Annotated in this window: 13 protein-coding genes; 7 read left to right on the top strand and 6 right to left on the bottom strand. The window is 59.0% G+C overall.

The window, feature by feature from the left end:
* The first annotated feature begins 199 nt into the window (after positions 1–199).
* Positions 200–694 (top strand): tetratricopeptide repeat protein, encoded by a 495-nt coding sequence (locus GSQ88_RS28225; RefSeq protein ID WP_159011074.1) that lies wholly within the window; start codon positions 200–202, stop codon positions 692–694.
* 681 nt (positions 695–1,375) lie between these two features.
* Here the strand turns inward: GSQ88_RS28225 and GSQ88_RS28220 are convergent.
* Complete coding sequence (locus GSQ88_RS28220) at positions 1,376–1,774, bottom strand: hypothetical protein (protein WP_159011073.1); 399 nt, start codon at positions 1,772–1,774, stop codon at positions 1,376–1,378.
* Positions 1,775–2,456: 682 nt separating this feature from the next.
* Between GSQ88_RS28220 and GSQ88_RS28215 the strand changes: the two genes are divergently transcribed.
* The 4 genes from GSQ88_RS28215 (at position 2,457) to GSQ88_RS28195 (ending at position 6,798) form a co-directional block, all read left to right on the top strand.
* The gene (locus tag GSQ88_RS28215; RefSeq protein WP_159011072.1) at positions 2,457–3,155 is read left to right on the top strand and encodes a FecR family protein; all 699 of its coding nucleotides are present in this window, start codon (positions 2,457–2,459) and stop codon (positions 3,153–3,155) included.
* Between the two features lie 2 nt (positions 3,156–3,157).
* Positions 3,158–4,384 carry a hypothetical protein gene (locus tag GSQ88_RS28205; protein WP_174248135.1) on the top strand — a complete coding sequence of 409 codons (1,227 nt, stop codon included), beginning with the start codon at positions 3,158–3,160 and terminating at the stop codon, positions 4,382–4,384.
* A 518-nt stretch (positions 4,385–4,902) separates the two neighbouring features.
* Positions 4,903–5,532, top strand: coding sequence for a DUF6875 domain-containing protein (locus GSQ88_RS28200; RefSeq protein ID WP_159011069.1), 630 nt, complete (start codon positions 4,903–4,905; stop codon positions 5,530–5,532).
* Between the two features lie 6 nt (positions 5,533–5,538).
* On the top strand, positions 5,539–6,798 hold the full coding sequence (locus GSQ88_RS28195; protein ID WP_159011068.1) for a GNAT family N-acetyltransferase: 1,260 nt from the start codon (positions 5,539–5,541) through the stop codon (positions 6,796–6,798).
* Positions 6,799–7,077: 279 nt separating this feature from the next.
* Here the strand turns inward: GSQ88_RS28195 and GSQ88_RS28190 are convergent, their stop codons facing one another.
* Positions 7,078–8,304: a phenylacetate--CoA ligase family protein gene (locus GSQ88_RS28190; RefSeq protein WP_159011067.1), complete on the bottom strand. Its 1,227-nt coding sequence runs from the start codon at positions 8,302–8,304 to the stop codon at positions 7,078–7,080.
* Positions 8,305–8,410: 106 nt separating this feature from the next.
* Here GSQ88_RS28190 and GSQ88_RS28185 point away from each other — a divergent pair, with 106 nt between their 5' ends.
* Positions 8,411–9,568: an AGE family epimerase/isomerase gene (locus GSQ88_RS28185; protein WP_159011066.1), complete on the top strand. Its 1,158-nt coding sequence runs from the start codon at positions 8,411–8,413 to the stop codon at positions 9,566–9,568.
* A gap of 56 nt (positions 9,569–9,624) precedes the next feature.
* Here the strand turns inward: GSQ88_RS28185 and GSQ88_RS28180 are convergent, their stop codons facing one another.
* Positions 9,625–10,464 carry an ABC transporter ATP-binding protein gene (locus tag GSQ88_RS28180; protein WP_159011065.1) on the bottom strand — a complete coding sequence of 280 codons (840 nt, stop codon included), beginning with the start codon at positions 10,462–10,464 and terminating at the stop codon, positions 9,625–9,627.
* 11 nt (positions 10,465–10,475) lie between these two features.
* Here GSQ88_RS28180 and GSQ88_RS28175 point away from each other — a divergent pair, with 11 nt between their 5' ends.
* The gene (locus GSQ88_RS28175) at positions 10,476–10,616 is read left to right on the top strand and encodes a hypothetical protein (protein WP_159011064.1); all 141 of its coding nucleotides are present in this window, start codon (positions 10,476–10,478) and stop codon (positions 10,614–10,616) included.
* A gap of 46 nt (positions 10,617–10,662) precedes the next feature.
* Here the strand turns inward: GSQ88_RS28175 and GSQ88_RS28170 are convergent, their stop codons facing one another.
* From GSQ88_RS28170 to GSQ88_RS28160, 3 genes are read right to left on the bottom strand one after another with little or no spacing between them, the layout of a single operon-like run.
* Positions 10,663–11,943 (bottom strand): ABC transporter substrate-binding protein, encoded by a 1,281-nt coding sequence (locus tag GSQ88_RS28170; protein WP_159011063.1) that lies wholly within the window; start codon positions 11,941–11,943, stop codon positions 10,663–10,665.
* A gap of 58 nt (positions 11,944–12,001) precedes the next feature.
* Positions 12,002–13,075, bottom strand: coding sequence for a branched-chain amino acid ABC transporter permease (locus tag GSQ88_RS28165; RefSeq protein WP_159011062.1), 1,074 nt, complete (start codon positions 13,073–13,075; stop codon positions 12,002–12,004).
* Between the two features lie 3 nt (positions 13,076–13,078).
* Positions 13,079–13,972 carry a branched-chain amino acid ABC transporter permease gene (locus tag GSQ88_RS28160; RefSeq protein ID WP_159011061.1) on the bottom strand — a complete coding sequence of 298 codons (894 nt, stop codon included), beginning with the start codon at positions 13,970–13,972 and terminating at the stop codon, positions 13,079–13,081.
* Between the last annotated feature and the right edge of the window lie 119 nt (positions 13,973–14,091).

Raw genomic sequence — 14,091 nt, 5'->3', positions numbered from 1 at the left:
ACCCACCCCCGCCGATGGCAGCGGCTCCATTCCTTTAGGGTCCCATATCTGGGACGTTTGCGCAACCGGCCTGAGCGCGCTTTGATGGGCTATGACGCACCGCTTCCTCCCGATCATGTCAATCTGATATCCGATGTGGTCAGCGCAATCTTCTGAGATCAGCAGTATTAGAGCTTGGTGTTTTGTAATCGCTGCGACAATGGTTCTGCCTCTGCTCGGTTCGCCGGATAAGGCGGCGAGTGAAGAAAGCTTACGGGGGTGCAACCAGCGATCCAATTTCGAACTTGAGATCGCGGCCTGCAACCGGGCACTCGCCGAGGGCGGATTGGCATCACGCGCAGTGATCTTCAACCGGATCGGCAACGCCTGGTACGACAGGGGTGAGTATGATCGTGCCCTTGCCAGCTACGACGAAGGCATCCAAGCCGATCCGCAATATGGAGAGATTCACAGCGACGGTGGCAACGTCTGGTACGAGAAGGGCGACTACGATCGTGCCCTTGCGGATTACAACGAAGCGATCCGCCTTAATCCCAAGGATCGGAACGGCTTCAACGGGCGCGCCAACGTTTGGCTGAGTATCGGTGAATACGACCATGCGCTTGCCGATCTGAACGAGACGATCCGGATCGCGCCTCATTGGGGTATTCCGTATTCCTTGCGCGGACGGGCCTGGCGATTAACTAAAATGTAAAAAGCGTCAGCGCACACAGGCCAGACTGGACGAGCAGGTCAAAGAGATAATCCTTCCAACTGGACCGTGAAGCGGCGGCGAAATGAGGGCATTTATCGCGTCTTGCGCCTAACCAACGACGCACGCCTGACAGAACAGAAACGCCATGCATCTCTCCCTTGGTGGGGCGGATTAGGGCACCAACAGATTCAAGCTAAGATACCGGGGCCAAAAATCAAATTAGGCCACTGCCGATTTCAAACTAGGCCACTGAGGGTCGAAACAGGCCAGCACCCGAAATAGGGAGATGTGTGCCATGAAAGCGGCCAGGGTTGTCATTCTCGTTGCCGCATTGACGGGTGTTGGGCGTGCGGGCACAGCACAGCCCGCCACCCCAAAACAGCAGCCTACCCCAGCCTGCGAGACGCGCCGCCGGGTCAGGATCGTCCCGCCGTAACGGCCGGTGAACGCAGGCCAACCGAGATTCTGCCAAGCCAAAATTCCGACGAGGCTGAGAGCCGCAAGCACTCGCAGCACAATAATCGTCGTTCTGGCAGAATGGGGGCTCTTCTCTGTCAAGGTGTTGTTCATGCAGCCGTCAGGTAAGTTTGAGCTGAATTGTTCCGAAAAATTGGAAGAGTCTCGCCCGCGTACAACCTATCGCGGTCTAATGGTATTTCCACGATCGATTGAGGAAGATCCTTATTTCGCGTCAAAGGGATTTAGCCCCTCTTGCAAGCACAGCCTTGGGATGACGTCGCGGGTTTCTGCTCGGTCATCTCCGTTGAGGGCCGCAATAGCGCCTCCGATAATGCTTCCGCCCGCCGTCGTGATCGTTGCAAGAAAGGGCCTTATCGTCGGCGAGTTTCCAGTCCCCTTGACGACGATTAAACCGCAATAATCAAAAGAGTGTGCAGTTAAAACCTTCGGCACTTTAGTCCATCGGAATTTCACAGAATCGGGATTTTCCAGGCCGGCGGCAAAGCCGTCTGCGAGCGTGGCTCTCTCGGCAGTTGTCAGTTCGCGCATTTCCTCGCGAGGCGGAGCGACGGTGACCTGCTGCTCTGCGACAGGTGACGGCGTAGTTGATTCAGGAAGCACTGCTGTGCATCCGCTGCAAAATTGCACGGCAAGCCAAATCATAGCCAAGACAGTTGAGGCCGTCGACCGGCTTCGAACGATAACAGAGGCGGCCACCACAAATCCGATCGCTTATGAATAACGTAATCGTTTCCCGTGTGATCATGGCAAAAGAAGGTTTGAACAAAATCGAGCTGGATTTTTGCTATGCTACCTTTAACCGGCGAGTTCGTACGACGAACGTCGGCTGCGGGACCGGCGGGAAGCCGGGCCCATTGCATGTCGGGCATTGATGCTCAGCTGGACTCGTGGCCGCCGGCTTTTTCATTTGAGTCTTGCCGAGCGCCTTGACCCTCGATGTAAGCGATGGAATAAATGTCTTTCCCACCAAGGACTACTATGCGCGTGGTCGTTCTTGCCGCAACTATAGCCAAGCCTCCAACTTAGGATTTGGTACCAATTTTTGACGGCTGCTAGCATCGTTTAAGAGCCTCAGGTTCATTACAAAAATCGCACGCGATTTGCTCTAACGGTAGATCAACTGCCTTTGCACTACTGAAGATGCACTCCGAAAGTTTTTCGTCTGTCATTGAACATAATCCGATCTCGGCCGACTAACCATTGGGCTTAGATTCGCCGTCTGTGATAGATTTACAACATTGCGAGCTTCGATCCGGATATCGGGATATCGATCGGTCATGAAATGAATTGGTGTCACGGGGTTCTCTTCTTCTCCGCGTTGTGGCTGGCCGCAAGCCCCGTGTGCGGGCAAACGCGCGTCGGCGAAGCTGCCGTGATCAAGAATGAAGTTGTCCGCGTAAAGGGATCGGCCGCGAGCCAGATCAGCGTCGGCGACGGCGTGCTGCGCGACGAAGTCGTGCGCACCGGCCTCGACAGCGCGGCGCGGCTGGTGATGATCGATGGGACCAATCTGTCGCTCGGTCCCAATGCCGCGATCACGCTCGACCGCACTGTCTTCAACGACGAGCATAGCTACCGCGATATCGCGATCCGGCTGGCGACAGGGGCGTTTCGCTTCGTTACCGGACATTCGGAAAAGACCGCCTACAAGATCACCACATCGCTGGCGACGATCGGCGTGCGTGGTACCATCCTTGATATCCTGTCACAGCGAGGCAAGGTCACCGTGGTGCTGCAAGAAGGCGCATCGCGCGTCTGCACCCTGAGCGGTCAATGTGTCGAGCTGACGCAGCTTGGCGAGACCGCCATCATCACCTCGACCGGCGGCAAAGTCACGATTCAGCGGTTCAACAACCCACCCTGGAGCTTTGCCTCTAACTGCGGCGCAGCCGCCGGGCTTTGCACGGTTACGAATTTTGCGGATGCCACGTCCCCCATCGGTGACGGCGGCGATCCCACCGGCACGTTGTGTGGGCGCTGACGATGGCGACATTGGTACGGAGCTTTATCGCGTCGGCAGCGATCGCGGCCGCGGTTACGCTAATGCCGCTGCAGACAGAACCAGCCTCGGCGGCTAGTTGCGACAACGCCGATCGGTGCCCGACGCCTACTGCAACCCCAACCCCGACGCTAACCCCGAGCCCAACGCCAACTCCAACCCCGACGCCCACTCCAACCCCGACGTCAACCCCGAGCCCAACGCCAACGCCAACGCCAACTCCGACCCCAACCCCAACCCCAACCCCAACCCCGACCCCGACGCCAACTCCCACCCCAACCGCGACGCCGACACCCACACCTGCGCCGACGCCAACCGGCGCGGGCTCGAGCGCGGGATCGATCAATGGTCTGGCGCAGCAGCGCTTCAACCAGATGATCACCAACCGGGTGCTCGGCACGGTGCTGCTCGGGGTCAATGAGCAGATCAATTGCAGCGATTGCATTAGCGCATTCGGCTCGGCTGGTTCATTTTCCGCCGGCGTTCATGGCCGCAAGGAACTGACCCCCAATCTGTCGCTGCTGGCGGGTATTGCCTACACCCAATACAGCGAGGGCGGATACAACGTTACTAGCGCGCCGATCGGCGCCTTTGCGCTTCGCTACGATTTCGTCGATTGGGGATCGTCACGACCGTTTTTCGACATCGGCTCCATTCTGTCGCCGTTCGAGAAGGTGAGCTATAGCCGCAGCTACCTGACGAGCCTCGGCGCGGTTTCGCTGGATAGCCCAACCCACAGCAGCGATTACGGAGTGTATGGCAGGGCGGGCTGGATAAGCCGGCTTTCGGCGCGCGATGAGATCGCGGCCTCGGTCGAACTGTGGCAGCTCTGGCAGCGAGTCAATGGCTATTCCGACCCGTCCGTCGCGTTCAATCCGTTCAACGCCACGATTGCGACGGGTACCGATCGAACCAATCTGGTCAAGGTCGGTGGCCAGTGGACGCATCTGTTCGGTAACAGCATCGAGACCAACATCAATGGCGGCTTCGTGCAATCCTTTGCCGGTCACTCCGGCATCGTCGCCACTGTGACCGGCGACGGAACCGTTGTGCCAACATTGGGCAACCAGAGCTGGTTCGAATATGGCGGCCGGGTCGGCTTCCGCATTACCAACGGTTGGGTTGCCGACCTGTTCCTCAACGGAACCTTGGGGCCGCAACCGGTCGGCAACACTCTCCACGGCGGGATTGGATTGCGGGTTAACTACTAAACAACGTTCTGCCAGCACTGCGAAACGAATGAATTTAACCACGGTTACAGGTTTAGCTTTCAGGTCGTTTAGTCTCCGGTTTATGGTTTGATTTTCATCAGACGAGCACAAAGAAAGCCCATGTTCCATACGCTTTTGATCGTCGGGGCTGTAGGGGTGGCCGCACTGATTTGCTTCTTCGGCCTGTTCTTTCGCTTCATGCGCGGATGGAACGGCGATTTGGGAAGCCCCAAGCCGTTTCGGCCACGTCGGTAAACAGGAAAACGCTTACCGTGGCGGTTGGATTCTCGCGCAACATCTTCCCCGGCGCCAAGGTTATGCGGGCCTGGCAGCGTGGCGGTAGGCCGAAGGTGCAAATGAACAATGGGGTGCGGCGCGTATAGGCAACTCGAAAGCTTACCGCGCATGCCAGTACGGCTTGGTAAACGGTGGTTATAACTTGAAAGTGTAAAACCGTATTGCGAGCACATAGGCTCGATTTGACCCGAGATAAGCTCGATCTAGAACGGTAAAAAAAATTGCTTCTTTATCCTTTCAAGGACGTTTTGGGGAAGGAACTTCCGGAACATCTTGCTCCGGGAAGTGCGGCTGCGCTGCGCCTCGTAGGCGATTGGACACGCTCCTTCCTTATGAGCGACCATCCGGAACTCGGCCGCGAAGGCAATGTTTGTCCTTTTACCTCCATGGCCGCGCGCATCGATACGCTCAGGTTTGGAATCTCGGAAGCAACATCTAACGAGCCAGCTCGCATTCGTTCCGAATTGGTGCAGGCCTTTGATAGATTGGATCAAATCCCGCACCCGCGTGAGATGGACACGCATCGAGCTGTTCTCGTCGGCTTCCCCAATTGCGATAATGTTTCCGGTCTTGCGACACTAGCGAAGGTACAAAAGAGCCTGAGGCTGTTCTCGTTTCGGCGGGCCAGAATGATTGGATTGTTTCATCAGCATACGGAGGAGCCAGGTCTATGGAATCCGAAGTTTCGCCCTCTGCGTTCGCCGCTTCCAGTGATAGCTGTTCGTTCATTAGTCTTACAGGATGCGGCCTTTGTGATGCGTCATCCGCTGCTCGCGCCCGCGTATTTAGTTAATTTTCCATTGGCGGGCACACGACAACTGGCGGCGCGAGTGCTGTTGCAACGGAGTTAGCCCGCCTTGTCGCTTTCCTTTCCCGCGGTTCCAGTTCGACAGCTTCGCGACGCCCGCTCTGCCGGCAAAGAAGCATGTGTCGATTTGGCGAGCTCATCTGTCTGTCGCATCGAAATCGTATCAACCCGCGCCGGCTTCGACGCGCTTGAAACGCAATGGAACACGCTATTTGAGCGTGCCGCCCACGCCGATCAGGTATTTCAGAACTTCAATTGGTTGTGGCACTGGGCCAATCATTTTTTAAACGATAAAACCCAGCTAAGAGTCGTGACTGGTTGGCGGGACGGTCGGTTGGCAATGGTCTGGCCCTTGGTCGCTACCAAGAAATTTGGGATTACCAGATTAAGCTGGATGGGTGAACCCATCAGCCAATATGGCGATGCGCTGGTCGAGGCGGGGCCAGCTGCGAAAGTTATGATGAAGCTGGGCTGGGACCAGGCATGCCGTTGTGGTGCCGATTTTGTACTTTTGCGCAAGACACGCGCTTCATCGGCGGCAGCTTCTATTATTGCGCCGGCCGTGCCCTGCGGAACAGAGGCCGCTTCCGTACTTGATTTCAAGGACGCGACCGACTTCGATGACGTATTGTCTCGTTTGTCGTCCAGGGAGCGATCGAGCCGCCGCCGTCTGAAGCGCAGATTGTTTGAAAAGGGTGCAATCGTTTTTCGCGATTCAGAGGACGAGAAAGAAAAACGCTCGCTGGTAGAGCAAGCGTTTCAGCTAAAGCGCAAATGGCTTGCACGGCGTGGCCGATATTCTCCAACGATTGAAAGTGAGGCCACGTTGTCATTTTTTCTCGACGCTGCATCGAGCGTTGTGCGTCCTATAGGTATGCCGATCAATGCGATTTATTGCGACGGGCAGGCCATCGGTATAGCATTTTCATTGTCATGCAAGGACGAGACGATTGGATATATGATCGCCCATGACACAGATTTCGAAAAGCAGGGAATAGGCGTATTGTTGGTGGAGCATACCCTAAGATCGAGCTTCGAGCGGAGCAGTCAGCGTTTCGATATGCTTGCGCCGCGCGATGATTACAAAACCGAATGGACCAACGATATTGTTCCCGTCTGCGATTGGATCTTGCCGTTTACAACGAGGGGGCGCCTATACGCACAATTTCACGTGAGCGCCCTACAGAGGCTCCTTAGAGCATTTAAAACTCTCGATCCGTCCATTGGGCGAATCGTCTGGCCGGCAATCCGAAGTCTCAAAAAGATAATACAACGAAATTTCACTGCGGGTCTCGCTCGCAATAAATAAGCCAGAGATCTCAGCAATAGATAAATCTCGCATCCACCGATGCTTTCTTCGTATAGCGCACTGCAAACTTCTTGCGGTGCCCAGAACTTCGATTGAGTTGTAAGTTAGCTTCCTAAAAACACGACGAATGACATGATGTGGGTTGTCAAGCGTTAACGCTGAAATATCATAAGTGACCGAAGACAACGAATGCCATATTTCGGCAATTCGATGAAAGAGGCTGTGATCGCGGCTGTGGGACACGCACAGTTTTCGAGCTCGACCGCTGTGAGCAGTGCGCTAAGGTCGGTCATCAGCAATAACTTTGCCATCGTTTGGCAGAGATCCAAGTGGGACCCAATCGACAGATCCGCCGAGCTTGGTGACAGAGCGAAGCGTTGTGGTCACAGTATCTAGCAGGCCAGTATTTGAAGTCTCAACCTCGGCTTTGAGCGTCATCTTGTCGCTTTCGCCGTCGCGAGTAACGATCAGCCGAAGCCGACCAAGTTCGGGATGGCGCCTGCTGATTTCGGCAATCTGTTCCGGTCGGACGAACATGCCCTTGATCTTGGTGGTCTGATCGGCACGGCCCATCCAGCCCCTGATGCGCATGTTGGTCCGTCCACAGGGGCTGCGCTCGGGCAGCGCCGCGGTCAGGTCACCGATCGCAAGGCGAATCCAAGGGTGATCCGGGTCAAGTGAGGTGATGACGATCTCGCCGACGTCCCCCTCGGCGACGGGATCGCCGGTACCCGGCCGCACGATTTCCACGATCAGGTGCTCGTTGACGATCATGCCTTCGTGGGCTGAGGTCTCAAATGCGATCAGGCCGAGATCGGCGGTTCCAAAGGCCTGATAGGCATCGATATTGCGGGCCTTGATCTCGTCCTGCAGCGATTGCGGGAACGCCGCGCCCGAGACCAGTGCGCGCTTGATCGAGGATAGGTCGCGCCCGGCTTTATCGGCGGCGTCGAGCAGGATCTTGAGGAAATCCGGGGTGCCACTGTAGCCGACCGGGCGGTAGGCTTCGATCAGCTCGAACTGCGCCTCGGTATTGCCCGGACCGGCTGGAATGACCGCACAACCCAGTGCGCGGGCGGAGGTATCGAGGATGAAGCCGCCCGGCGTCAGATGATAGCTGAAGGTGTTCAGCAGCACGTCGCCGGGGCGGAAGCCGGCGGCGAACAGAGCCCGCGCGCTGCGCCAGGGATCGGCATGGAGCGGCTCAGGCTCGAAAATCGGGCCGGGAGAGGTAAATAGCCGGCCGAACGAGCCGGGAGGCCCCGCGACCAGCCCTCCGAAGGGCGGCGCGCCCTTGTGAAGGGCAGGGAGGTCGGATTTGCGCAGTAGCGGCAGTTGGGCCAGCTCGGCCCGGCCAGTGATGTCTGAGGGATCGATGCCACTCAGGCGCTCTGCATAGGCCGGCGCGGCCATGGCCCTGCGCAGTACGTCCGGTAGCCGGGAAAACAGGTTTGCCTCGCGTTGGGCGGCATTTCGCGTTTCGAGGGCATCATAGTGCTCAGTCATGGAGTTTTTCCTCGATTTCCTGCAGGCTCGGGCTGGTTGCACCAGGCCCTTTACGTGATATCAGACGGCTCTCATCGGTACTGGATGCCCGTTTGGGGGGAGCGGAATGGTTGACATAGACGCCGCGACGGCAAATCAGCCCGTTTCGGGCGATATCGTCGCAAAATTGAAGGTCCGCATCATCGAGCATTCGTTGCCCCTCTGGTCGACCGAAGGCTGGGACCCTGCGACCGGCGGCTTTGTCGAGCGGCTGCATCAGGACGGCCGTGCCGATCGTCTCGCGCCGCGCCGGGTGCGCGTGCAGGCCCGGCAGATCTATTGCTTCGCCAAGGCAGCGGGGGTTGGCTGGTACCCGCAGGGCCGTGAGATCGCGCTGAAAGCGCTGGAGTATCTCCTGACGAAGGCCAAGAGCCCCGATGGCAAGCCTGGCTTCGTGCATACGCTGGCGCCTGATGGCTCCGTTCTCGATCCGCTGCGTGACAGCTACGACCACGCGTTCGTGCTGCTCGCATTGTCGACGGTTTATGCGCTCGATCGCGATGCACAGGTTCGCTCGGAGATTGACGCGCTGTGTGCGTACCTCGACAGCCAACTGCGTTCGCCGCATGGCGGTGTTTTGGAGGGATGGCCGGCTTCGATGCCGCGCCGGCAAAATCCGCAAATGCACTTGTTCGAGGCAATGATCGCGGCGTTCGATGCAACCCATGATCCGGTGTTCCAGAACCGCGCTGGCGATTTCTTCGCACTGTTCATGGCCAATCTCTACGACAAGCAGAAAAAGGTGCTTGGCGAATATTTCGAGGACGACTGGTCGCGGATTGAACCGGTTAGCGTTGAGCCTGGACACCAGGCAGAATGGGTTTGGCTGCTCAAGGGGTTTGAGCGCATCACCGGTTGCCCGACCGGACGCTTCCGTGGCGAATTGCTGGCGTCGGCGTTGCGCTACCGCGACGAAGCCACCGGCTGTGTGGTCGACGAAGGCAACGGGGCAGGTGACATCAAGCAGCACAGCCGGCGTTTGTGGCCGCAGACCGAAATGGCCAAAGCTTGGATCGCGCAGGCCGAGGCGGGCGAGGCCGGCGCCGCAGACGAAGCGCGCGCGGCGTTGTCGCGCCTGGAACGGCATTATCTCCGTCATCCCGTCATGGGCGGCTGGTACGACCAGTTCGACCGCGAAGGCCATTCGCTGATCGCGACGATTCCAGCGTCTTCGTTTTATCATGTGCTCTGCGCCTGCGTGGAAGCGGAAGCGGTGTTGGGTTAAATCCTCTCCCTCTTCCCGCAAGCGGGGAGAGGGAGAGAGCGTTGGCGCGTCTTTCATTAAAGCCACCGTTTCCTTCTCTTGAAGCTTTTCAGGTTTTTAAAACTCTTGCGCTGGTCGCCGGCGCCGCCGAGGTAGAATTCCTTGACATCCTCGTTGTCGCGCAACTCGTCCGCCGAGCCGTCGAGCACCACCTTGCCCTGTTCCATGATGTAGCCGTGGCTCGCGACCGAGAGGGCTGCGCGCGCGTTCTGTTCCACCAGCAGGATGGTGACGCCGAGGTCGCGGTTGATCTCCTTGATGATCGCGAACACTTCCTTGACCAATAGCGGCGACAACCCCATCGACGGCTCGTCCATCAGGATCATCTTCGGACGCGCCATCAGCGCGCGGCCGATCGCCAGCATCTGCTGCTCGCCGCCGGAGAGATAACCGGCCAATCCAGTACGCTCCTTCAGCCGCGGGAAATAGTTGAAGACCATCGCGATGTCGGCATCGACGTCGCCATCGCGGCGCGTGAACGCCCCGAGCCTCAAATTCTCGATCGAGGTCATGTCGGAGATGATGCGGCGGCCCTCCATCACCTGGAAGATACCGCGGCGCACGATCTTGTCGGGGTCGATGCCGTTGATGCGTTCGCCGTCGAAGACGATTTCGCCGCGAGTGACTTCGCCATCCTCGGTCTTGAGCAGGCCGGAGATCGCCTTCAGCGTCGTCGATTTGCCGGCGCCGTTGGCGCCAAGCAGCGCCACGATCGCGCCTTGCGGCACCTCGAGGCTCAGGCCGCGCAGCACCAGAATGACGTCGTCATACACTACCTCGATGTTGCGCACGGCCAGCAGCGGCGCGGCCGCTTGCGCCGGGGAGGGTTTTGGAATGACTTCGATCGTTTCGGTCATGATCGATCCTGATGCTGTTGACGCAACCGCCAACTCCGTTCATCGCCGTCATCACCCGGCTTGACCGGATGATCCAGTATTCCGAGACGTCCGTGATGGAAACGAAACATCGCGGCGTACTGGATCCCCGGTTTCGCGGGGATGACAGCTGAGTGTGTTGGGCCGCCTACGCTTGGCAGGCGGCGTAACGCGTGCTGCCTACCACCCGAACCATTCCGCCTTGCGCGGCAGTGCGACGGTCTTGACCTTCTCGAGCTTGATGGTGCCCTTGGCCATGAGATCGTTGATGTCGCCGTCGGTCGGGCCGGAGATTTTCGAACGATAGAGGTCGACCGTGGTGGTGGGACGATGGTCTTTCTCGGTCCAGGTCGAGGGATTGCAGACGCCTTCCATGCCCGCCGGCACCCAATTGGCTTTCTGGTAAAAGCCCTTGGCGACGTTCTCGCCGGTGGCGCCGCCGTTCTTGGCGGCCCAGTCGAGCGCTTCCTTCAGGTACAGCGCCGCACAAACGCCGGCGATGTAATGCACCGGGCGATAGACCTTGCCGGTGGGATCGGAGATTTTCGAGATCTCCATCACCGTCTTCATGCCGGGCGCGTTGCCGCCCCAGCCGACCGCCGTGCGCAGCGGGAAGATCACGCCATCGGCGGCATCGCCCGCGGTCTTGGCGGCGTTCTCGTCCATGCCCCAGACGTTGCTGAGGAACTGAACATCGACGCCGGCGGTCTTGCAGGCCTTCATGACCGAGATGTTGGAGGCAGCCGTATTGCCCAGATAAGCGTAATTGGCGCCGGCGCTCTTCAGGCTCAGGCACTGCGCGCTGTAGTCTCCAGGCGACAGCGCGAACACCAGTGGCGGCAGCACTTCAAAGCCGAGTTCGGTGGCGAGCGCTTCGCCGGCGGCCTTCGGTGCGTTCGGATAGGGATGGTTGGCGCCCATGTGGACGAACTTCGGCTTGCCGGGCTTGCCCTTGGCCTTCCAGTCTTCGGCGGCCCAGGTCAGCTCGGCCCGCAGCGCGTCCGAATAGCTCGGACCATAGAAGAAATTATACGGCGCGGGTTTTGCCCTGCCGCTGGTGCCTTCCGGATCGGTCAGCGCCGCGGCGTAGGAGCCGGAGACGTCCGGGATCTTGTCCTGCGCCAGAAAGCCGGTCAGCGCTTCGGTGTCGGCGGTGCCCCAGCCCATGATTGCCGCGACCTTGTCGCCGCCGGACCATTTCTTGTAGAGCGCGATCGCGCGCGGCACCTGGTAGCCGTAGTCGTTGCTGTCGACGTTGAGCTGCTTGCCGTCGACGCCGCCGTTCTTGTTGACCCAGGCGAGGGTATCCGCGACGCCCTGTCCGTAGGGCGTGCCGACGTCGGACGTGCCGCCGGAGAGATCCTCGAGGTGGCCGATCGCGATCTGGGCCTGCGCCATCGTCGCCGCGCTGCCGAGCAGCAGCGCAAGCGACACCGTGCCGAGTAGGGATTTCATCGTCATCTTGGTTTCCTCCGTTTTATTTTGTTGACGTCTATTTTAGTTGCGTCCCGTTCCGGCCTCAATGCGAGAACGGGTAGAGCTTCCAGTAGGTCTTGATCTGCCGCCAGCGATGCGCGAGCCCGTCGGGCTCGAACATCAGGAATGAGATGATGATCAGTCCGATCGCGATCTCGCGCAAAAACGTGATGTTGTTGTTGAGCGACAGCGCCTTGTCGATCGCACTGCCTTTCAGGCCGGCGGAGATCCACTCCATCGATTCCGGCAGCAGCACCACGAAGGCGGTGCCCATCAACGTGCCCATGATCGAGCCGGTGCCGCCGATGATGACCATGGCCAAAAACAGGATCGAGCGCTCGATACCAAAGCCCTCGTTGGAGACCACGAGCTGGTAATGCGCATAGAGCGCGCCCGCGATGCCGGCGAAAAAGGCCGCCAGGCCGAACGACAGCGTGCGGTATTTCGTCAGGTTGATGCCCATGATCTCCGCTGAGAGGTAGTGATCGCGGATCGCGACCAGCGCGCGGCCGTCGCGGGTACGCATCAGGTTGGTCACCAGGAGATAGCTGACCAGAAGATAAGCCAGCACCACATAGAAATATTGCCGGTCGCCGCGCAGCGCGTAGCCGAAGATCGAGAACGGATTGGCGCTGGCCGGCACCGAGCCGCCGGAGAACCAGTCGGCACGCGAGAAGAAATCGAGCAGGATATATTGCGCGGCGAGCGTCGCAATGACGAGATAAAGCCCCTTCAGCCGCGCTGCCGGGACGCCGAAGACAAGTCCGACCAGCGCGGTCGCGACACCCGCCAGCGGAATCGCAAAGAACACCGGGATCGGGAAGTTGTTGGAGATGTAGGCCGAGGTGAAGGCGCCGAACAGGAAGAACGCGGCGTGGCCGATCGAAATCTGCCCCGTAAAGCCGACCAGGATGTTGAGGCCGAGGGCTGCGATCGCAAAAATGCCGATCTGGATCAGGACGCTCAACGCGTAGGCGCTGAGCAGTTGCGGCGCAAAACAAATCAGCACGATGCCAAGGATAGCCGCGTTGCGGCTGGTTTTGGTCGGAAAGATCGTGGTGTCCGCCGCGTAAGAGGTGCGGTAGTCGCCGGAGGGGATGAGCGAGGGACCTGCCATTTATCAAACTCGCTCGATGTCTTTGGTGCCGAACAGGCCATAGGGCTTGATCATCAGCACGATGATCAGCACGTAAAACGGCGCGATCTCATAGAGATTGCCCCAGTGCAGATATTCGCTGTCGATATATTGCGCGATGTTTTCCAGTAGCCCGATGATGATGCCGCCGAGCACCGCGCCGCCGATCGAGTCGAGCCCGCCCAGGATCGCCGCGGGAAATACCTTGATGCCGTAGGCCGACAGCCCCGACGACACGCCGTTGACCACGGCGACCACGACGCCGGCCACCGCCGAGACGGCGGCCGAGATCGCCCACGCCATCGCGAACACGTTCTTGACCGAAATGCCGAGCGACTGGGCGACCTGCTGGTCGAACGCGGTGGCGCGCATCGCAAGGCCGTATTTCGAGGCGCGGAAGAACCAGGCCATGCCGATCATCATCGCCACCGACACCACGAGGCTCATGACATAGACGGTCTGGATCTGCAGGCCGAGGAAATGGATGGATTGACTGGTGAACACCGGCGGGAACGGCTGCGGGTTGACGCCGAATATCCATTTCAGCACGGCCTGGAACACCGTCGACAGTCCGATCGTGACCATGATCACCGAGATGATCGGCTCGCCGATCATCGGGCGCAGGATCACGATCTGGATCGCGATGCCGAACACGAACATAAAGACCAGCGTCAGCGGCATGCCGACCCAGAACGGCACTTGGTATTTTGTCAGCAGTGCCCAGCATACCCAGGCGCCGATCAACAGCAATTCGCCTTGCGCGAAATTCACCACCTGGGTGGCCTTGTAGATCAGCACGAACGACATCGCGACCACGCCATAGAGCGTGCCCACCACGAGGCCGTTGACCAGGAGCTGGATCAGGAATTGGAGGTTCATGGGAACACCCCGGATTTAGTGTTCGTCATGTCCGGGCTTGTCCCGGGCATCCACGTCTTGCTTCCTGGTCGCGAAAAAGACGTGGATAGCCGGGACAAGCCCGGCCATGACGGCTGCTG

Origin of the sequence: Bradyrhizobium sp. S69 (assembly GCF_009766005.1) — a bacterium.
GTDB lineage: Bacteria > Pseudomonadota > Alphaproteobacteria > Rhizobiales > Xanthobacteraceae > Bradyrhizobium.
This window is presented reverse-complemented; position numbering and strand designations above follow the sequence as displayed.